Raw genomic sequence first — 19,665 nt, forward strand, 5'->3', positions numbered from 1 at the left:
GAAATGATTTTTATCTTTCTCTGAAAATGCACTTTTGCGAATTTAATTACCTTTGTGCCCAACAATAAAGGATATGCAATCATGTCTGCGAATAAATTACGTTCTTTGTTACTTCTTTCCGCTCTGGGACTGGGCGTCGGGCAGAGTTACGCCGCCACGACCCTTAACGTTTGGATCCGTGCAAGTAACGACTCGAAAAATATCTACAAACAAGAGGCGGAAAAGTTTGAAGAAAAAACCGGCATCAAAATCGAATACTTCAATGCGACCACCGATTTTGAACAGCGCCTGGCGCGTGCAACGGCAGGTAACGCTTTACCGGATCTGATCTTTAATGATGCGGCGTCGCTGGGACAATTTATCCAGCTGGGCATTGCCGACGAAATCGATCCTAAAGCGATAAATGGCGGCGATCAGCTGTACCAGACCGCGTGGGACAGTACCCGTTACATCGATGGCAAATACTACGGCGTGCCGACCTCCGCCCAGACCTTTGCGCTGTTCGTCCGGAAAGACTGGCGTGAAAAATTGGGCTTACCGCTGCCGAAAAGCTGGGATGACATCCAGACGCTGGCGAAAGCATTCACGACGCAAGACCCCGATTGCAACGGTAAAAATGACACTTACGGCTTTATCGTTCCTGCATCAACGACCCGAGGCTACGCCAGCTGGTTTATGAGCAGTTTTATCTGGCAGGCCGGTGGTGATTTCGTCAAAGAAAACGGCGGTAAGTTCAGCGCCACGCTGAATACCCCGGAAGTGGCTCAGGCGCTGACCTTTATGCGCACCATGATGTGTGAAAAAGTGACTCAGCCGGGCGCCATTAACGCGACCACCGCCGATGTTATCCCATCCTTCCGTTCCGGTCAGAGCGGGATGTTCTTTAGTGGCCCGTACCATATTGCGCTGTTTGATAAAGATCCTGGCAAAGATAACTTTGAAGTTGTCCCGGTTGTCGGGCCAAAAGGTGAGGCCACTCTCGCCGAAGGAACCACGGTCTTTATGATGAAGAGCAGTAAGCAAAAAGAGGCCGCGCGTAAGTTCGTCGAATTTATGATTTCGCCAGAAGGCCAGGAAATTGGCATGGGTAAAGGCAGCAAACATATCCCGGTTGTGCGTCTGCCGGTGAACAAGAATGTGGATGTCAAAGCCGTCTATCAGGACGCGCGCTGGGAGACCTTCGCCAAACTTTATAACGAACAGGGCCGCTATGTACCGCAGATCCCTAACTGGACGCCGGTACGCCAGGTTGCCGCCGATGGCTTTAACCGAATCTTTGCTGATTGCAACAGTGACATGACGGCTGAGCTGAAGCTAATTGATGGCAAGGTGAACGCCGAGCTGGAAAAACAAAATGTGCTGGCAAAGTGAGGAATTGAGTTATGACGCTGCATGAGACGAAGTCCGGGCCGCTAAAGCAAACCGCTTCGCCTGACGCCGCCGGGTGGCTGACGTCAAAACGCAAGCGGGCGCTGATCCCGTGGCTGTTTCTGGCCCCCGCGCTGATTATTTTTAGCTGGTTTAAGTTCATCCCGATGATTCAGGGTCTGGTGATGAGCTTCTACAAGGTCAACTTTAATCAGCCCAATGAGTGGGTGGGGTTTGCCAACTTCACCCGCGCCTTCGCCGACGTGGAGCTACATGCGGCGGTGGTCAATACGCTGCTGTACGTGGTGGTCACCATGTTCGCCGCCGCAATACTCGCGTTCTTCCTTGCCATGCTGCTGGAAGGCCCGGCGCGCCACCTGCGCTTTATCCGTACCGCTATCTTCTTACCGGCGGTGACCAGCGCGGCGATTGTCGCGGAAATGTGGCGCATCCTGTTCAACCCTACGCCAAACGGCGTGGTGAACCACATCCTGAGCTGGTTTGGTGTCGCCGACCAGGGGTTCCTTGCCAGTTCTGACCAGGCGCTCGGTGTCATCATGCTGCTGCATATCTGGAAAGCGGTGCCCTATAACATGGTGATTTTTATCGCCGGTCTGGCGGGCATCAGTCGTGATCTGTACGACGCCTCAAACGTTGACGGTGCGAACTGGTGGAACCGCCTGCGCTACGTCACGCTGCCGGGCATGATCCCAGCGCTGTCGGTGGTGCTGATGCTCTCCTTTATTCGTGGTTTCCGCGTGTTTGCCGAAGTGTACGCCACCACCGGCGGCGGGCCGTCAAACTCTACGGAAATGGTGATGACCCACATCTATAAACTGGGTTTCGAGCAGTTTGACTATGGCTACGCCTCGGCGGTGTCGTTCCTGCTGTTCACCTTTACGGTGCTGTTAACCATCTGTCATCTGACGCTGAAAAAACGTATCGCACGTTACTAAGGAGCCGTGATGTTAAGTAAACGTTGGGATACTGCAGGACGCTGGTGCATCTACGCGCTGTTATTAATTGTTTTCGTCGGGCCGTTCTGGGGCATTGTTGCCACCGCTTTTAGCGGTGCGCCGGTCAAACCGGGGGAACTGCTGGCATGGCCGAACCAGTTCTCTTTTGAAAACTTCATCTTTGCGTGGATGGATATCGGCGTCTGGCAGTATCTGCTGAACTCGATTCTGGTGGTGTTCTTTGGCACCGTACTGCAGGTGTCGGTGAGTGCATTGGCCGCCTATGCCCTGGCGCGTAAAAAGTTTCGCGGCGTCGCGCTGGTGAGCCTCGTGATCCTCTCCACCATGATGCTGCCGGAAGAAGTTATCGCTATCCCTCTGTATATGATTATCAACTGGCGGCTGCCGTTTATCGATGCGTCGCTCTACAACAGCTATCTCGGCATGATTCTGCCGGTGGTGGGCTGGGCGTTCTCCATCTTCGTGTTGACCGAATTTATGTCGGCTATCCCGAAAGAGCTGGAAGAGGCGGCACGTATCGACGGCGCCAACGAGTGGCAGATTTTCTTCCACGTCATTCTGCCGCTGGTGAAGCCGGCGCTGGGAACGGTTGTGACCTTCGGCTTCATTATGATTTGGGACCAGTACCTGCTGCCGCTGATTGTGGTGAACCAGGACAGCCTGAACACCATTCCGGTCATTCTCGGCACGCTGCGTACCGATGAGAGCATCACGCCGAACATTTTTATCGCCATTACGCTACTGGCGATGCTGCCAAGCATCATCGTCTATCTGGGTCTGCAAAAACATTTCAACCGCGGGATCATGTCCGGCGCGGTCAAAGGATAAGGAGTTACCGATGGGATCTGTTGTACTGAATAGCGTACGGAAGTCATATGGTGATGCGCACGTCATTAAAGACGTATCGCTGACTATCCCTGATGGCGAGTTCTGCGTGCTGGTGGGGCCGAGCGGCTGTGGGAAATCGACGCTGCTGCGCATGATTGCCGGTCTCGAGGAGATTTCCGCCGGTGAAGTGCACATCAACGAACGTGATGTCACCGAAGTGGAGCCGAAGTTGCGCGATATCGCGATGGTGTTCCAGAGCTATGCGCTCTACCCGCAGATGACGGTACGCGAAAATATGGGCTTTGCGCTGAAGATGGCGCGACTGCCGAAAACGGAAATCAAACAGAAAGTCGACGAAGCGGCGGCGTTGCTGGGGCTGGAACCACTGCTGGAGCGTCTGCCAAAAGATCTCTCCGGCGGTCAGCGTCAGCGCGTAGCGATGGGGCGCGCCATTGTGCGTAAGCCACAGGTATTCCTGTTCGATGAACCGCTGTCGAACCTCGATGCCAAGCTGCGTACCCAGGTGCGCGGTGAAATTCGCGAGCTGCACCGTCGCCTGAAAACGACCTCCGTGTACGTGACCCACGATCAGATTGAAGCGATGACAATGGGGCAGATGATCGTGGTGCTGCGCGACGGGCGCATCGAGCAGGCGGGGACGCCGCTGGAGCTGTACGACCAGCCGGCCAACCTGTTTGTCGCCGGGTTTATCGGCTCGCCGGAGATTAACCAGCTACGAGGGGAAGTGGTGCTCAGCGGAAATACGACCAACTTGCGTCTGAAAGATGGCTCGCTGCTGGCGTTGCCGGCAGGACTACAGGTGACCGACGGCCAACAGGTGGTGTACGCCATTCGCCCGGAGCAGGTGAACGTGGTACACGAAGCACGGGACGATGCGCTGGCGGCGAAGGTGACGGCGGTGGAGAATACCGGTTCGGATATGCAGCTGTTCTGCGACACCGGCGGCGGGGCGTTTACTTCGGTATTCAAACAGCGTCTGCCTGTCAAAGAGGGCGATAACATCTGGCTGCAACCGAAACTCTCCGGTGTGCATCTGTTTGATGCGCAAAGCGGCCTGCGCATAGCCTGTCTGGAGGAGCAATAAGGTGGCGATGAAGCTGTACACCCTTGATGAAAATTGTCTGGAAAATGCCCGAGCGGGCCTGAAACAGCCGTTTTCGCCGCTGCAGCTGGCCCTCAGCAAGCTGGTGGCTGAAGCGGATTTGCTTAAGCGTGAGCCACCAGAAAGCGTGGTGCATAAAAAACTGCGCCCGGCGAGCGGAGATGCGCATGATTATTACAGTCTGGGCACCTACTGGTGGCCAAACCCACGGCGGCCCAACGGGCTGCCCTACATTCGCCGCGATGGGCATATCAACCCGCAATGCGAAAATAACGACACCGATACCTCGCGCATTATCCGCATGTGCGAGCGCTGCCTGACGCTGGGGCTGGCGTGGTACTTCACCGGCCAGCGTCAGTACGCGCAGGCCGCAGCCGCGCAGATCCGCTGCTGGTTCCTCGACGGCGACACGCGCATGAATCCACACCTGAACTACGGGCAGGCGATCCCCGGCGTGGTCTCCGGGCGCGGGACCGGGCTTATCGACACCCGTCTGCTGTGGATGGTGGTCGATACTATCGGGCTGATCAACGCGGCTAGCGTGCTGGATACCGACGATATCATCGGCCTGCACCAGTGGTTCCGCGATTTTAACCACTGGATGTACTACAGCGAAATCGGCCACTCAGAATACGTCTGGCACAATAACCACGGCACCTGGTATGACGCCCAGCGTACGGTCAACGCGCTATTTTATGGCGATAAAGGGCTGGCGGCGCGCATCATCGAGCAGGGGATCACCCAGCGAATGGCGGCGCAAATCGACCAGGACGGCAAGCAGACGATGGAGCTGGAGCGCACCATTCCGTTCCACTACTCGCTGTTTAACCTCGAAGCGCATCTGTTGCTTAACCGTTACGCCGAGCACGTGGAATTTGACCGCTGGAATCACATTCGCGACGGGCGTGGGGTGAAGCAGGGGATCGATTACCTGGTGCCGTTTATTCGCGAGCCGGATCTGTGGCCGTACAGTGATTTGCAAGGGATTGTCTGGGATAGCGCGCTGCGGCTACTGTTGCAATCGGTACGTGGTTATCCGAAACAGTCGGCCAGCTATCGTGAAGTGCTGAAGTGTTTGCCGCAGGAGACGTTGCAGCTCAAAGAGCAACTGATGTGGTGCCCGGGCTGATAGCCCGGGCGAGGTGTTTACGCCGGCCCCGGAGAAGCTCGGCGCAAAAATTTACACCGCGGCGATAATCTTAATCTCGACTTTGTACTTTGGATTCATCAGTTTGGCCTGTACGGTGCAGCGCACCGGCGCGTGGCCAGCGACAACCCAGGCATCCCATGCCTGGTTCATCGCCGCAAAGTCAGCGCCGTCGGCGAGGAAAATAGTGGCATCAAGAATGCGCGACTTGCTGCTGCCCTGTTTTTCCAGCACTGCGTCAATCTGCGCCAGAGTGTCGGCGGTTTGCGCGCAGGCGTCGGCATCCAGATTTGACGGTACGCCGGTGTAGTACAGCGTGTTGTTATGGATAACCACATCAGACCAGCGGGCTTCGGCATCGATACGCGTAATTGTCATTTTTATTTCCTCTCTGTTCCGGTTCATCAATGTGCGGCAAGACTGCCACAATGTTTCATCTGCGTCACTACCCGTACTGGCGAAAACCAGCCCACCCTGACATAATCACTGTCCAAATAACCAGGGGGTAATGTGATCGACGATTTTGCAGCAGACGGCCAGTTGGCCAGCGCGATTGCGGGATTCAAACCACGCGAGCCGCAGCGCCAGATGGCTTTCGCCGTCGCCAGCGCGATTGAAGAAACCCGTCCGCTGGTTGTTGAAGCGGGAACAGGAACCGGGAAAACTTACGCGTACCTGGCGCCAGCGCTGCGCGCAAATAAAAAAGTCATCATCTCCACCGGCTCGAAAGCGTTGCAGGATCAGCTCTATAGTCGGGACTTGCCTACCGTTGCCAAAGCGCTGAAGTTCGCCGGGAAGCTGGCCTTGCTGAAAGGGCGCTCGAACTACCTCTGCCTTGAGCGTCTTGAACAACAAGTGCTTGCCGGGGGCGACCTGCCGGTGCAAACCCTCAGCGACGTCATTCTGCTGCGATCGTGGTCTAACCAAACCGTTGATGGCGATATCAGCACCTGCGTCAGCGTGGCCGAAGATTCTCAGGCCTGGCCGTTGGTCACCAGCACCAATGATAACTGCCTCGGCAGCGACTGCCCGCTCTATAAAGACTGCTTTGTGGTAAAAGCGCGGAAAAAGGCGATGGATGCTGATGTCGTTGTCGTTAACCACCATCTGTTCCTCGCCGATATGGTGGTGAAAGAGAGCGGCTTCGGCGAACTGATTCCGGAAGCGGAAGTGATGATCTTCGATGAAGCGCATCAGTTGCCGGACATCGCCAGCCAATATTTTGGTCAATCGCTCTCCAGCCGCCAGTTGCTGGATCTGGCGAAAGACATCACGATTGCTTACCGTACCGAACTGAAAGACACCCAGCAGCTACAGAAATGCGCTGACCGCCTGGCCCAGAGCGCGCAGGATTTTCGTCTGCAGCTAGGGGAGCCTGGCTATCGCGGTAACCTGCGCGAGCTCCTGGCGGATAGCAATATTCAGCGTGCTCTGCTGCTGCTCGATGATGCCCTTGAGCTGTGTTACGACGTGGCAAAATTGTCTCTCGGACGTTCAGCACTGCTTGATGCTGCTTTCGAGCGGGCGACGTTATATCGCGGGCGGCTTAAACGGCTGAAGGATACCAATCAGCCCGGCTACAGCTATTGGTACGAATGCAACTCCCGCCACTTTACGCTGGCGCTGACTCCGCTGACGGTGGCGGATAAATTTAAAGAAGTGATGGTGCAAAAACCGGGGAGTTGGATCTTTACCTCGGCGACGCTGTCGGTTAACGATGATCTGCACCATTTCACCGATCGTCTGGGGATTGGCGAAGCGCAAACGCTGCTGCTGCCCAGCCCCTTTGATTATGCTCATCAGGCGCTGCTGTGCGTACCGCGAAATTTGCCATTGCCCAATCAACCCGGTGCAGCAAGGCATCTGGCGGCGATGCTCAAACCCCTGATTGAAGCCAACGATGGTCGCTGCTTTATGCTGTGTACCTCGCACGCCATGATGCGCGATCTCGCTGAACAATTCCGCGCCACCATGACGCTGCCCGTTCTTTTGCAAGGGGAAACCAGTAAAGGCCAACTTCTGCAGCAGTTTGTTAGCGCTGGTAACGCCCTGCTGGTGGCGACCAGCAGCTTCTGGGAAGGGGTGGACGTGCGCGGTGATGCGCTCTCACTGGTGATTATCGATAAACTGCCTTTCACCTCACCGGACGATCCGCTACTCAAAGCGCGAATGGAAGACTGCCGTCTGCGCGGCGGCGACCCATTTGATGAGGTTCAGTTGCCGGATGCGGTTATCACCCTAAAACAGGGCGTCGGGCGCTTGATTCGCGATATCGACGATCGCGGCGTGCTGGTTATCTGCGACAACCGCCTGGTAATGCGTCCGTATGGCGCAACGTTCCTCGCTAGCCTGCCGCCCGCGCCGCGAACTCGCGATATCCGTCGGGCGGTGCGTTTCCTGGCGGTGCCGCCAGCGAGGTAATGCGTGGCAAAATGTGGTAAGCTGCGCGCCATTTTGTCAATCTGCTATACCCAATGGATTTCGAGTTGCATTGAAACGGCAAGTTCATGAATCCCCGTGAGCATAGATAACTATGTGATTGGGGTGAATGGATGTAGCCAACAAAAATGCAGCTTGAAAGACGAAGGGGATAAAACGAGAGCGTGACGACCCATGCAAATTTTGGCTATCGATACCGCCACAGAGGCCTGCTCTGCGGCGCTGTGGAATGATGGCACCCTCAGTGCTCATTTCGAAATCTGTCCCCGTGAACATACTCAACGGATCCTGCCGCTGGTGCAGGATGTCCTCAACGAAAGCGGCATCATGCTTACTGAACTCGACGCGCTGGCCTTTGGCCGCGGTCCAGGTAGCTTTACCGGCGTGCGTATCGGTATCGGTATTGCTCAGGGACTGGCGTTAGGCGCAGAGCTACCGATGATTGGTGTTTCCACGCTGGCAACCATGGCGCAGGGCGCGTGGCGTAAAACCGGCGCAACCCGCGTTCTGGCGGCGATTGATGCCAGAATGGGCGAAGTCTACTGGGCGGAATATCAGCGCGATGAGCAGGGTGTCTGGCATGGCGAAGAGAGCGAAGCGGTGCTCAAGCCGGAAGTCGTCAGTGAACGCCTGCAACAGCTCGAAGGGCAGTGGGCGACCGTCGGTACCGGCTGGCAGGCATGGCCAGATATGGCTAACGATTCCGGACTAACATTAACTGATGGTGAAATTCAGTTACCGGAAGCGCAGGATATGCTGCCGCTGGCTTGTCATCTGCTCACGGTGGGGAAAACCGTGGCCGTTGAGCACGCAGAACCAGTTTATTTACGTAATGAAGTCGCCTGGAAGAAACTTCCTGGCCGCGAGTGAATCTCAGTAACTAATAAGTCTGAGAAGAAGGAAGGAGTCGCGTCATGGCGGGTCAAAAAACGGTAGTACGTTGGTTAGTCGCGACAGCGGTTGTCGCTACGCTAAGTGGATGTGCTTCGGTACCGGATGCTATTAAAGGCACTACCCCGACGCCGCAGCAAGATTTAGTCCGGGTGATGAACGCGCCGCAGCTTTACGTTGGTCAGGAAGCGCGGTTTGGCGGTAAGGTCGTTAGCGTACAGAATCAGCAGGGCAAAACTCGCTTAGAGATTGCCACTGTCCAACTGGACGGCGCAGCGCGTCCGGAACTGGGTGAACCTTCGCGTGGGCGTATTTTTGCCGATGTGAATGGTTTTATCGATCCGGTTGATTTTCGCGGTCAATTGGTGACCGTGGTTGGCCCGATAGTCGGCGTCGTGGACGGTAAAGTTGGCAACACGCCGTACAAATTTATGCTAATGAATGCCAGCGGTTACAAGCGCTGGAACGTCGTGCAGCAGGTGGTGATGCCGCCGCAGCCCATTGATCCCTGGATGTTTGGCCCGCGCCCATGGGGCTACGGATACGGCGGTTGGGGCTGGTATAACCCAGGCCCTGCAGAAGTCAGAAACGTCGTAACTGAATGATTTTGTAGTTTTTATAAACAAAATGAAACAGCGGCTGGTCCGCTGTTTCTTTGTTTTCAGTCAAATAAGAAAAATAAATAGTGACGCGCTTCGCAACCTGTAAAACGCCTAATTAATAAACTGGTACGCTGAGTTAATATAATGTTAACAAAATGTTTGTTGATCAGGGGTTGTGATGACGACGAATAATTATTTCAGAGGTGATGCAGTGAAAAAGGTTTGGCTAAACCGTTATCCCGCGGATGTTCCTGCGGAGATAAACCCTGACCGCTATCAATCCCTGGTTGAACTGTTTGAACAATCCACCACGCGCTATGCCGACCAACCGGCATTTATCAACATGGGCGAGGTGATGACTTATCGTAAGCTGGAGGAGCGCAGCCGGGCGTTCGCCGCTTATCTTCAGGAGGGCCTGGGCCTGCAAAAAGGCGACCGCGTCGCCCTGATGATGCCCAACCTGCTGCAATACCCGGTGGCGCTATTTGGTATCCTGCGTGCGGGCATGATCGTGGTGAACGTGAACCCGCTGTACACGCCGCGTGAATTGGAACATCAGCTCAATGACAGCGGCGCCGCCGCCATTGTGATTGTCTCCAACTTTGCGCATACCCTTGAAAAGGTCGTCGATAAAACCCAGGTTAAGCACGTGATTTTAACGCGCATGGGCGATCAGCTTTCAACGGCGAAAGGTACGCTGGTTAACTTCGTGGTGAAGTACATTAAACGCCTGGTGCCAAAATACCACCTGCCGGATGCTATCTCATTTCGTAGTGCGCTGCAGAACGGTTACCGTATGCAGTATATCAAGCCCGAAATCGTCCCTCAGGATCTCGCTTTCCTCCAGTACACCGGCGGGACAACCGGCGTAGCGAAGGGGGCGATGCTGACCCACCGTAATATGCTGGCGAACCTTGAGCAGGTGAACGGCACCTACGGGCCGCTGTTGCATCGTGGAAAAGAGCTGGTGGTTACCGCGTTGCCGCTGTACCACATCTTTGCGCTGACCATGAACTGCCTGCTGTTTATTGAGCTGGGCGGGCAGAATCTGCTGATCACCAATCCGCGCGATATTCCGGGTCTGGTCAAAGAGCTGGCGAAATACCCCTTCACCGCGATGACCGGGGTGAATACCCTGTTTAACGCATTGCTCAATAACAAAGAGTTCCAGCAGCTCGATTTTTCTTCTCTGCATCTTTCTGCGGGCGGCGGGATGCCGGTGCAGCAGGTGGTTGCGGAGCGCTGGGTTAAACTGACCGGGCAATATCTTCTGGAAGGCTATGGTCTGACGGAGTGTGCGCCGTTGGTGAGCGTGAACCCGCATGACATCGACTACCACAGCGGCAGTATTGGTTTGCCGGTACCCTCGACTGAAGCCAAGCTGGTCGATGACGACGATAATGAAGTCGCGCCAGGGGAACCGGGCGAGCTGTGCGTCAAAGGCCCGCAGGTGATGCTGGGATACTGGCAGCGTCCGGACGCCACGGCTGAAATCATTAAGAATGGCTGGTTGCATACCGGCGATATCGCAGTGATGGATGATGAAGGTTTTCTGCGCATTGTTGACCGTAAGAAAGATATGATCCTCGTGTCCGGTTTCAACGTCTATCCGAATGAAATTGAAGACGTGGTGATGCAGCATTCTGGCGTTCAGGAAGTTGCTGCCGTAGGCGTACCGTCAGGAAGCAGCGGTGAAGCGGTGAAAATCTTCGTGGTGAAAAAAGACGCCGCGCTGACGGAAGAGATGCTGATTACCTTTTGCCGCCGTCAACTGACCGGTTACAAAGTACCTAAGCTGGTCGAGTTTCGTGAGGAATTGCCGAAATCCAACGTCGGCAAAATTTTACGTCGAGAACTACGTGACGAAGCTCGCGCTAAAGTAGACAATAAAGCCTGAAGCTATGAGTGAATCGCCAGACGCCGGCTAAGCCGGCGTTTTTTATGGGCGCAAGTTAAGAGAGTATGATGTGAACTATCAGATGATCACCACCGACGATGGCCTGCGCGCCATCTGTGAAGCGGCAAGCGCGGTCCCGGCGGTTGCGCTGGATACAGAGTTTGTCCGCACCCGCACCTATTATCCGCAGCTCGGTCTGCTCCAGTTATTCGACGGTGAACAGGTTTCTCTGATTGACCCTTTGGTTATCACCGACTGGGCGCCAATGCGTGAACTGCTGTTGAATCAAAATGTGACTAAATTTCTGCATGCTGGCAGCGAAGATTTAGAAGTGTTTCTCAACGCATTTCATCTGATGCCACAACCGCTGATCGATACGCAAATTCTGGCCGCTTTTTGCGGTCGCCCGATGTCATGGGGATTTGCTGCGATGGTTGAAGAGTATACTGGCGTAGCGCTGGACAAGAGCGAATCTCGTACCGACTGGCTGGCACGTCCGCTGACCGAACGCCAGTGCATTTATGCCGCAGCTGACGTCTGGTACCTGCTACCGATTGCCAGCAAATTGATGGCCGAGACCGAAAGTGCAGGCTGGCTCTCTGCGGCGCTGGATGAATGTCAACTGATGCAACAGCGCCGTCAGGAAATCCAGGACCCTGCACAGGCGTGGCGCGACATCGGCAATGCCTGGCAACTGCGTACCCGTCAATTGGGCTGTTTGCAACTGCTGGCTGACTGGCGTTTACGCAAAGCCCGTGAGCGCGATCTGGCCGTCAACTTTGTGGTTCGTGAAGAGCATCTGTGGAACGTGGCGCGTTATATGCCAGGCAGCCTGGGTGAGCTGGATAGCCTGGGATTATCGGGTAGTGAAATTCGCTTCCATGGCAAAACGCTGATAAGTCTCGTCGAAAAAGCGCAGGCGCTGCCGGAAGACGCGTTACCAGAGCCGCTACAGAACCTGATTGATATGCCGGGCTATCGCAAGGTGTTTAAGGACATTAAAGCGCTTGTACAGGCTGTCAGCGCCGAGAAAGGGGTCAGCGCAGAGCTGTTGGCGTCAAGACGACAGATTAACCAACTGTTGAACTGGCACTGGGGGCTGAAAAACGGCAACGGTCAACCGGAACTCGTTTCCGGCTGGCGTGGAGAATTGATGGCCGATCGTCTGAATGCATTATTAAGCGAGTAGCCGCGCTAACCAGCACCAGGCTAATGTTTCAGACAAAAAAACCGGCTTCGCACAGCGTTGCCGGTTTTTTAATGACATTTTCGGGTGCTAAAGGGTCAGGGTTTCGACTCTTCGGTTTCCGGCAGAGTCACGTTCAACTCCAGAATCGAAATATCACCGTCTCTCTGCTCCAACTGTACGCTGACCATTTCCGGGTCGATCTGCACGTATTTACAAATCACTTCCAGAATATCTTTGCGCAGCTGCGGCAGATAATGCGGTTCGGCATCGCCGCGACGACGCTCTGCAACGATGATCTGCAGGCGCTCTTTCGCAATATTGGCCGTGTTCTTTTTCCGCGAGAGAAAAAAGTCGAGTAATGCCATAATTTATCCTCCGAACAGGCGTTTGAGGAAACCTTTCTTCTCTTCTTCAATGAAGCGGAAAGGACGTTCTTCTCCGAGCAGACGTTCAACCGTATCGGCATAGGCTTTACCCGCATCTGAGGCATCATCCAGAATAACCGGTTCACCCTGGTTAGATGCGCGCAGTACGGACTGATCTTCCGGAATCACGCCCACCAGATTGATGCGCAGAATTTCCAGCACGTCTTCCATGCTCAACATGTCGCCTTTGTTAACGCGGCCTGGGTTGTAACGCGTCAGCAGCAGATGCTCTTTAATCGGATCTTCGCCTCTTTCTGCCCGGCGGGATTTGGAGGCCAGAATACCGAGGATACGGTCGGAGTCACGAACGGAGGAGACTTCCGGGTTGGTGGTGATGATGGCTTCATCAGCAAAGTAGAGCGCCATCAGTGCACCGGTTTCGATGCCTGCAGGGGAATCACAGACGACAAAATCGAATTCCATCTTTTTCAGTTCTTCGAGAACTTTATCCACGCCTTCGCGTGTCAGCGCGTCTTTATCACGCGTCTGGGAAGCCGGGAGGATAAAGAGATTCTCAGTGCGCTTATCTTTGATGAGCGCCTGGTTCAACGTGGCATCACCCTGGATGACGTTAACGAAGTCATAAACGACCCGGCGCTCGCAGCCCATAATCAGGTCAAGGTTACGCAGGCCAATATCGAAGTCGATAACGACCGTTTTCTTTCCCTTCTGCGCCAAACCAGTAGCGATGGCCGCGCTGGAGGTGGTCTTGCCAACGCCTCCTTTACCCGAAGTCACAACAATAATGCGTGCCATAGAAATTCCTTGTTAAAAAGGGATTAATTCAACGATTGAATTGTCAAAGCGCTGCCGCCCAAACGCAGGCGCGCCGCTTTGCCATAAAATTCGGCCGGAATGTTATCACTCAGCCAGTATTCCCCCGCGATGGACACCAGTTCCGCCGAGAGGTTAGTGCAAAATATTTGGGCATCTCTGTCGCCGCCAGCCCCGGCAAGCGCCCGTCCCCGCATCATGCCATAGACATGAATATTACCATCGGCGATAAGTTCCGCTCCGGCACTCACATGGTTTGTAACAATTAGATCACAGTGTGGCGCATAAATGCGCTGACCGGAACGTACCGGCTGATCAATCAAACGCGTTTTTGTGATCTGATTAACAACTGGCGGCGGGGCGACAGGCTCTGGCGCAGCCTGACGGGTTATTTTTTCTTTCCCTTCGGTTAATAAAGGGATCCCGGCGCGGTCAATTTCCGTTTTCAGGCGAGGAAGTTTACACCCGCTCACACCCATAATACGCAAACCGGTGACCACAATCGCTTCATGAAGAGCGCGCCAGTCGACGGCATCTTCAATGCTGCTAATATTCACAACCACCGGAGCATGACGTAAAAAGGCGGGGGCCTGGGCGATTTTGTCTTCTAACGCCTGACGAATAACCTCGGGATTTGCATCGTGCAAATGAACCACAGATAAGGTGAAGCTACTGCCCTTAAGTTCGATTGGCGTATTTGACATCCTGGCCTTACTCAATTTGCTGTTTATCACCCGCCGAAGTGCGGTGATATTCCGAAGACTAAAAGGCATGTTATAGTCACTCATATATTGAGGCAAGTGACCACAGGTCTAATTCCGAGTAAAACTATGTTTTGTGTGATCTATCGAAGTACTAAACGTGAGCAAACCTATTTATATGTCGAAAAAAGGGACGATTTCTCCCGCGTTCCCGACGAATTAATGCAAGGCTTCGGTACACCAAAATTGGCAATGATTCTGCCGCTTGATGGGCGGAAAAAAACCATTCACGCCGACCTGGATAAGGTGAAACTGGCCCTGATCGAACAAGGCTATTACCTGCAACTTCCCCCTCCGACTGAAAATTTACTCAAGAAACACCTGGCGGAACAGGGGAATAAATCTGATTAACCCATAGAGGGATAAAAATGTACCAACATCATAACTGGCAGGGCGCGTTACTGGATTATCCGGTGAGTAAAGTGGTTTGCGTGGGCAGCAACTATGCCAACCACATTAAGGAGATGGGCAGTGCAACGCCGGACGAGCCGGTGCTGTTTATTAAACCTGAAACGGCGCTATGCGATATCCGCCAGCCGTTGGTGCTTCCTGAAGGATTGGGTTCGGTACATCATGAAATCGAATTGGCGGTGCTGATTGGCGGCACGCTGCGTCAGGCAACCGAAGATCATGTGCTAAAAGCCATCGCGGGTTATGGCGTGGCGCTGGATCTGACTCTGCGTGACCTGCAGGGTAAATTGAAAAAAGCCGGTCAGCCGTGGGAAAAGGCGAAGGGTTTTGATAACTCCTGTCCAATCTCCGGATTTGTTCCTGCGGCAGAATTTCACGGCGACGCGCAAAACACGCCGTTGAGCCTGAAGATTAATGGTGATGTGCGCCAGCAGGGCACTACCGCTGACATGATCCATAAAATTGTGCCGCTGATTGCCTACATGTCGCGCTTCTTCACTCTGAAGGCGGGTGATGTGGTGCTGACCGGCACGCCGGAAGGCGTAGGTCCGCTAAGCAGCGGCGACGAACTGGAAGTGGGTTTCAACGGATTATTGTTGACCACCCGCGTGCTGTAACGTCCTCTTGCCGCCTTCTCCGGGCGGCAAAACTTGCATCGGCGTGCCAGACTGGTTATAAGGTGCACCCTGAATTGCAATGACGGACATCCCAATGAGCGAACAACCTTTCTGGCAACAAAAAACACTGGATGAAATGACCGACGCGGAGTGGGAATCACTGTGTGACGGCTGCGGACAGTGCTGCCTGCATAAGCTGATGGATGAGGATACCGACGAAATCTACTTTACTAACGTCGCCTGCCGTCAGCTTAATATCAAAACCTGTCAGTGCCGCAACTACGAGCGCCGCTTCGAATATGAACCGGACTGCATTAAGCTAACCCGTGACAATTTACCGACGTTTGAATGGCTGCCGCCGAGCTGTGCTTACCGCTTACTGGCTGAAGGTAAACCGCTGCCGCATTGGCACCCGTTGTTGACCGGCTCGAAGGCCGCGATGCATGGCGAACGTATCTCCGTTCGCCATATTGCGGTGAAAGAATCCACCGTGGTTGACTGGCAGGATCATATTCTGAATAAACCGGACTGGGCGCAGTAAGGCGCTCAGTTAATTTTTCCTGGCGTGGAATAGCCCGCTTTCACCGTCGGTATCGTCTTCGACCCAGAAGTTAATATTGAACTGTGCATCATCGCTTAGCTCGATGCGATGCCAGTATTGTGGTGGGCTGGTGGCGAACTGACCGGCATTGATGATCACCTTCGCCTCTGGTTCCGTCGCCTGCTCATCGGCGAAACCGTAATAGGTTACCGTCCCCTCCATCACGCAAAGTTGACCGAAAACACCCGCAGCGGTGTTGTGGTGCGTCAGCAGAGCGGCAGGAACGTTTTGTTTGGTAAAGAACGGGGTGGAGCGTTTTACTTTCCAGTTAGCGGGAATACGCAGATGAGACATCATGAGCTCCTTAGTGAATACGAATAAGTTGCATTTAATATGCAACTTTAAGGGGCTGACGTCAACTCGCAGGCAAAAAAAACGCTCCCGAAGGAGCGCCTTAGTTGTAACTGGTTTTAGCGGCCGAAGAGATCGCGCTTTTTCGGCTTAAACGGCTGAGCGATAAGCACCAGTACGCCGATAACCAGATAGGCGGCAAAGATCCCAACCAGCCACTGCGGCATTTCCAGCGTCAGGAACTCCCACTGGCGCACGGAACAGTCGCCGGTAGCGACGAATACCTGAGGCAGCCATTTATCCAGCGGCAGCCAGGTTGGGAAGCGCGCGGCAAAATCGCAGGTCTGGAAGGGGGAAGGGTGAAGCTGAATCATGGTGTGCTCCCATGCCAGCTGTAGCCCGCGTAAGGCGCTGTAGAGCCAGATAACTATCGCTATATAGCGCAGCGGTGATTTCGGGGCAATGGCGCCGACAATACCAGCACCCATCACACCGAACAACGCACTGCGTTCGTAAATACACAGCACGCACGGTTGTAGCAACATCACGTGCTGGAACCACAATGCAACCAATTCAAGAATAAACGCGGTTAGCGCCATCAGGAGCCAGGCACCGCGTCCCCTTGAGCACTGGTTTAAAAATCGCAACATAATCATTTCCCTGGAACATGCTAAATCATGGCAGTGTAAACGAAAACCGAAGCGACGCCAGCAGCTAGTCTGAAAATATTACGTAAACGAATATGGAGTACCCAAACTTGCCGTCTGGGTACTCCCGTTTTTATTTAAGCAACTGCGGCGTAATCAGCCAGCCTTGATCAAGCATCCACTGGGTGGCCGGCATTAAGGTAAACTCAACGCATGCCAGACCCACCAGGGCCAGGACGATAGTATAGGGCAACGCCATCCACACCATTCGACCATAGGAGAGGCGAATCAGCGGGGCCAGGGCAGAAGTGAGCAAGAACAGGAATGCCGCCTGACCGTTTGGTGTGGCAACGGATGGCAGATTGGTTCCGGTATTAATCGCCACCGCCAGCAGTTCAAACTGTTGGATGCTGATGGTGCCTTGTTCCAGGGCGGCCTTCACTTCATTGATGTAGACCGTGCCAACAAACACGTTGTCGGAAATCGACGACAGCAGACCGTTAAACAGATAAAACAGCGACAGCTGGGCGTGCGGCGAGGCCTGCAGGACAAATTCAATCACTGGAGCAAACAGGTGCTGATCGATAATCACTGCCACTATGGCGAAAAAGACCGTCAGCAGTGCGGTAAACGGCAGGGCCTCGGTAAACGCTTTGCCGATAGCGTGTTCATCGGTTATCCCGGAGAAGGTGGTAGCCAGAATGATCACCGAGAGGCCAATCAGGCCAACTTCAGCAAGGTGCAGCGCCAGCGCTGCGATAAGCCAGACGCCAATAATACCCTGAGCGATAAGACGCAGGCGATCCTGACGACTACGAGTCTGGCGGCTGCGATCGTCGAAATCTTGCAGCACTTTACGCACGGTGGGCGGCAGCGGTTCGCCATAGCCAAAGATACGGAACTTCTCCAGCAGTAGACACGTAACCAGGCCGCACACGAATACCGGCAGCGTGACCGGAATCATACGCAAGAAAAACTCACCAAAATGCCAACCAGCAGCCTTAGCAATAATCAGGTTTTGCGGCTCGCCGACCATGGTCATGACGCCACCCAGCGCGGTGCCGATGCCGGCATGCATCATCAGGCTGCGCAAAAAGCCGCGAAATTGTTCCAGCACATCGCGATAGTGCTGATCGATATGGCTATCGTCGAGGAGATCGTCATCGTCCGGCCGCGCCGAAGCAACCTTATGGTAAATGCCATAAAAGCCAACGGCGACGCTAATCACCACCGCCACAACGGTCAACGCGTCCAGAAAGGCGGAAAGGAAGGCGGATGCGACGCAAAACGCCAGCGACAGCAGCATTTTGCTGCGAATACCTAATAGCAAACGGGTAAAGATGAACAGCAGCAGCTGTTTCATGAAGTAGATCCCTGCCACCATAAACATCAACAGCAGCAGAACCTCAAGATTGCTGGCAATTTCTTCCCTGATATGTCCCGGACTGGTCATACCAATAACTACGGCTTCAATGGCCAACAGGCCGCCCGGCAGCAGCGGATAACATTTGAGAGCCATCGCCAGAGTGAAGATAAACTCGATAACCAGCAACCATCCGGCAATAAATGGATGAAGAAAAAACACTAACGGATTAACAATTAAGAAAATAATGAGGGTGAGCTTATACCAGTCCGGGGACTGACCAAGAAAATTACGCCATAGTGCGCGACCATAAGACATTTCCACGACAGACATCCTTTCTCCGCCAAATTTGAAACATGATTTTATACGTGACTATTCGCAAGATTACCAGTTGCGCAAAACGGGATGCAACTTTCTTCGCATCACGTTCTTTAGAATAGAGAAAGTGTGAAATGAAAAGTCGAAAATGAAACGGCGATCCCTTTTTAATTACTTTCTGGCGCTATCTGCTCTATAGAGGCTCTGGTATGATGAGTCCAATTGCAACGCTGTGTAATGGAAATCTTATTATGGTCATTAAGGCGCAAAGCCCGGCGGGTTTCGCTGAAGAGTACATCATTGAAAGTATCTGGAATAACCGTTTTCCTCCCGGCACGATCCTTCCCGCCGAACGTGAACTTTCTGAACTGATTGGTGTGACCCGTACAACCTTACGTGAAGTGTTGCAACGTCTGGCACGCGATGGCTGGTTGACCATTCAGCATGGCAAACCTACGAAGGTGAATAATTTCTGGGAAACTTCAGGGCTTAATATTCTTGAAACTCTGGCGCGTCTCGATCATGACAGCGTTCCTCAACTGATTGACAACCTGCTGTCAGTGCGCACGAATATTTCGACTATTTTTATTCGTACCGCTTTCCGTCAGCATCCTGATAAGGCGCTGGACGTTCTGGCAAGCGCCCGTGAGATTGAAGACCATGCCGATGCCTTTGCCGAGCTGGATTACAACATTTTCCGCGGTCTGGCGTTTGCTTCAGGTAACCCGATCTACGGCCTGATCCTCAATGGCATGAAAGGTTTATATACTCGCATTGGGCGCCACTATTTCGCCAATCCGGAAGCGCGCAGTCTGGCGATGGGCTTCTATCATCAGTTGGCGAAAGTTTGTGAAGAGGGCCTTCATGAACAGGTTTATGATATTGTGCGCCGCTACGGACACGACAGCGGCGAAATTTGGCATCGTATGCAGAAGAACCTGCCGGGTGATTTAGCGATTAATATGCGTTAAGTCCAGGAAATAATAATAAAAAACG

Annotated in this window: 21 protein-coding genes; 14 read left to right on the top strand and 7 right to left on the bottom strand. The window is 53.8% G+C overall.

Annotation, left to right across the window (positions count from 1 at the left end):
• Positions 1-81 precede the first annotated feature (81 nt).
• The 5 genes from DA718_RS11270 to DA718_RS11290 are packed head-to-tail and all read left to right on the top strand — an operon-like array spanning position 82 to position 5,425.
• The gene (locus DA718_RS11270) at positions 82-1,371 is read left to right on the top strand and encodes an ABC transporter substrate-binding protein (RefSeq protein ID WP_112213321.1); all 1,290 of its coding nucleotides are present in this window, start codon (positions 82-84) and stop codon (positions 1,369-1,371) included.
• An 11-nt stretch (positions 1,372-1,382) separates the two neighbouring features.
• Positions 1,383-2,324 carry a carbohydrate ABC transporter permease gene (locus DA718_RS11275; protein WP_227015991.1) on the top strand — a complete coding sequence of 314 codons (942 nt, stop codon included), beginning with the start codon at positions 1,383-1,385 and terminating at the stop codon, positions 2,322-2,324.
• Between the two features lie 9 nt (positions 2,325-2,333).
• Complete coding sequence (locus DA718_RS11280; protein ID WP_004121979.1) at positions 2,334-3,173, top strand: carbohydrate ABC transporter permease; 840 nt, start codon at positions 2,334-2,336, stop codon at positions 3,171-3,173.
• Between the two features lie 10 nt (positions 3,174-3,183).
• The gene (locus tag DA718_RS11285; RefSeq protein ID WP_112213322.1) at positions 3,184-4,278 is read left to right on the top strand and encodes an ABC transporter ATP-binding protein; all 1,095 of its coding nucleotides are present in this window, start codon (positions 3,184-3,186) and stop codon (positions 4,276-4,278) included.
• A 7-nt stretch (positions 4,279-4,285) separates the two neighbouring features.
• A complete protein-coding gene (locus DA718_RS11290; RefSeq protein ID WP_112213497.1) occupies positions 4,286-5,425 on the top strand; it encodes an alginate lyase family protein in 1,140 nt (379 codons plus the stop codon).
• 51 nt (positions 5,426-5,476) lie between these two features.
• Here the strand turns inward: DA718_RS11290 and DA718_RS11295 are convergent, their stop codons facing one another.
• Entirely contained in the window at positions 5,477-5,821 is a 345-nt protein-coding gene (locus DA718_RS11295; RefSeq protein ID WP_112213323.1) for a RidA family protein, read from the bottom strand.
• A 132-nt stretch (positions 5,822-5,953) separates the two neighbouring features.
• On the opposite strand from DA718_RS11295, the gene DA718_RS11300 reads away from it, so the two are divergent.
• The 5 genes from DA718_RS11300 (at position 5,954) to rnd (ending at position 12,461) form a co-directional block, all read left to right on the top strand.
• A complete protein-coding gene (locus DA718_RS11300; RefSeq protein WP_112213324.1) occupies positions 5,954-7,864 on the top strand; it encodes a DNA repair helicase YoaA in 1,911 nt (636 codons plus the stop codon).
• Positions 7,865-8,056: 192 nt separating this feature from the next.
• The gene (gene tsaB, locus DA718_RS11305) at positions 8,057-8,752 is read left to right on the top strand and encodes a tRNA (adenosine(37)-N6)-threonylcarbamoyltransferase complex dimerization subunit type 1 TsaB (protein ID WP_112213325.1); all 696 of its coding nucleotides are present in this window, start codon (positions 8,057-8,059) and stop codon (positions 8,750-8,752) included.
• Positions 8,753-8,796: 44 nt separating this feature from the next.
• The gene (locus tag DA718_RS11310; RefSeq protein ID WP_112213326.1) at positions 8,797-9,378 is read left to right on the top strand and encodes a Slp family lipoprotein; all 582 of its coding nucleotides are present in this window, start codon (positions 8,797-8,799) and stop codon (positions 9,376-9,378) included.
• A 208-nt stretch (positions 9,379-9,586) separates the two neighbouring features.
• The gene (gene fadD / locus DA718_RS11315; protein WP_112213327.1) at positions 9,587-11,272 is read left to right on the top strand and encodes a long-chain-fatty-acid--CoA ligase FadD; all 1,686 of its coding nucleotides are present in this window, start codon (positions 9,587-9,589) and stop codon (positions 11,270-11,272) included.
• 82 nt (positions 11,273-11,354) lie between these two features.
• On the top strand, positions 11,355-12,461 hold the full coding sequence (gene rnd / locus DA718_RS11320; RefSeq protein WP_167492869.1) for a ribonuclease D: 1,107 nt from the start codon (positions 11,355-11,357) through the stop codon (positions 12,459-12,461).
• Between the two features lie 95 nt (positions 12,462-12,556).
• Here the strand turns inward: rnd and minE are convergent, their stop codons facing one another.
• Genes minE through minC form a run of 3 tightly spaced genes read right to left on the bottom strand, consistent with a single transcriptional unit; the run spans position 12,557 to position 14,364 of the window.
• Positions 12,557-12,826 (bottom strand): cell division topological specificity factor MinE, encoded by a 270-nt coding sequence (minE, locus tag DA718_RS11325; RefSeq protein ID WP_004103270.1) that lies wholly within the window; start codon positions 12,824-12,826, stop codon positions 12,557-12,559.
• Positions 12,827-12,829: 3 nt separating this feature from the next.
• A complete protein-coding gene (gene minD / locus DA718_RS11330) occupies positions 12,830-13,642 on the bottom strand; it encodes a septum site-determining protein MinD (RefSeq protein WP_110274247.1) in 813 nt (270 codons plus the stop codon).
• Positions 13,643-13,665: 23 nt separating this feature from the next.
• Positions 13,666-14,364 carry a septum site-determining protein MinC gene (gene minC, locus DA718_RS11335; protein ID WP_112213329.1) on the bottom strand — a complete coding sequence of 233 codons (699 nt, stop codon included), beginning with the start codon at positions 14,362-14,364 and terminating at the stop codon, positions 13,666-13,668.
• Positions 14,365-14,490: 126 nt separating this feature from the next.
• Here minC and DA718_RS11340 point away from each other — a divergent pair, with 126 nt between their 5' ends.
• The 3 genes from DA718_RS11340 (at position 14,491) to DA718_RS11350 (ending at position 15,990) form a co-directional block, all read left to right on the top strand.
• Entirely contained in the window at positions 14,491-14,772 is a 282-nt protein-coding gene (locus DA718_RS11340) for a YcgL domain-containing protein (protein ID WP_112213330.1), read from the top strand.
• A 17-nt stretch (positions 14,773-14,789) separates the two neighbouring features.
• Positions 14,790-15,449: a fumarylacetoacetate hydrolase family protein gene (locus DA718_RS11345; RefSeq protein ID WP_112213331.1), complete on the top strand. Its 660-nt coding sequence runs from the start codon at positions 14,790-14,792 to the stop codon at positions 15,447-15,449.
• A 94-nt stretch (positions 15,450-15,543) separates the two neighbouring features.
• Positions 15,544-15,990 carry a YcgN family cysteine cluster protein gene (locus DA718_RS11350; RefSeq protein ID WP_130624365.1) on the top strand — a complete coding sequence of 149 codons (447 nt, stop codon included), beginning with the start codon at positions 15,544-15,546 and terminating at the stop codon, positions 15,988-15,990.
• 9 nt (positions 15,991-15,999) lie between these two features.
• Here DA718_RS11350 and DA718_RS11355 read toward each other — a convergent pair whose 3' ends face one another.
• The 3 genes from DA718_RS11355 to nhaB all read right to left on the bottom strand — a co-directional run bounded on the left by DA718_RS11355 (position 16,000) and on the right by nhaB (position 18,675).
• A complete protein-coding gene (locus DA718_RS11355; protein WP_112213333.1) occupies positions 16,000-16,344 on the bottom strand; it encodes a TehB family protein in 345 nt (114 codons plus the stop codon).
• A 116-nt stretch (positions 16,345-16,460) separates the two neighbouring features.
• On the bottom strand, positions 16,461-16,991 hold the full coding sequence (gene dsbB / locus DA718_RS11360; RefSeq protein WP_112213334.1) for a disulfide bond formation protein DsbB: 531 nt from the start codon (positions 16,989-16,991) through the stop codon (positions 16,461-16,463).
• A 130-nt stretch (positions 16,992-17,121) separates the two neighbouring features.
• Entirely contained in the window at positions 17,122-18,675 is a 1,554-nt protein-coding gene (gene nhaB, locus DA718_RS11365; protein WP_112213498.1) for a sodium/proton antiporter NhaB, read from the bottom strand.
• A 245-nt stretch (positions 18,676-18,920) separates the two neighbouring features.
• On the opposite strand from nhaB, the gene fadR reads away from it, so the two are divergent.
• Entirely contained in the window at positions 18,921-19,640 is a 720-nt protein-coding gene (fadR, locus tag DA718_RS11370) for a fatty acid metabolism transcriptional regulator FadR (RefSeq protein WP_112213335.1), read from the top strand.
• Positions 19,641-19,665: the final 25 nt, after the last annotated feature.

Source organism: Klebsiella huaxiensis (assembly GCF_003261575.2).
Lineage (GTDB): Bacteria > Pseudomonadota > Gammaproteobacteria > Enterobacterales > Enterobacteriaceae > Klebsiella > Klebsiella huaxiensis.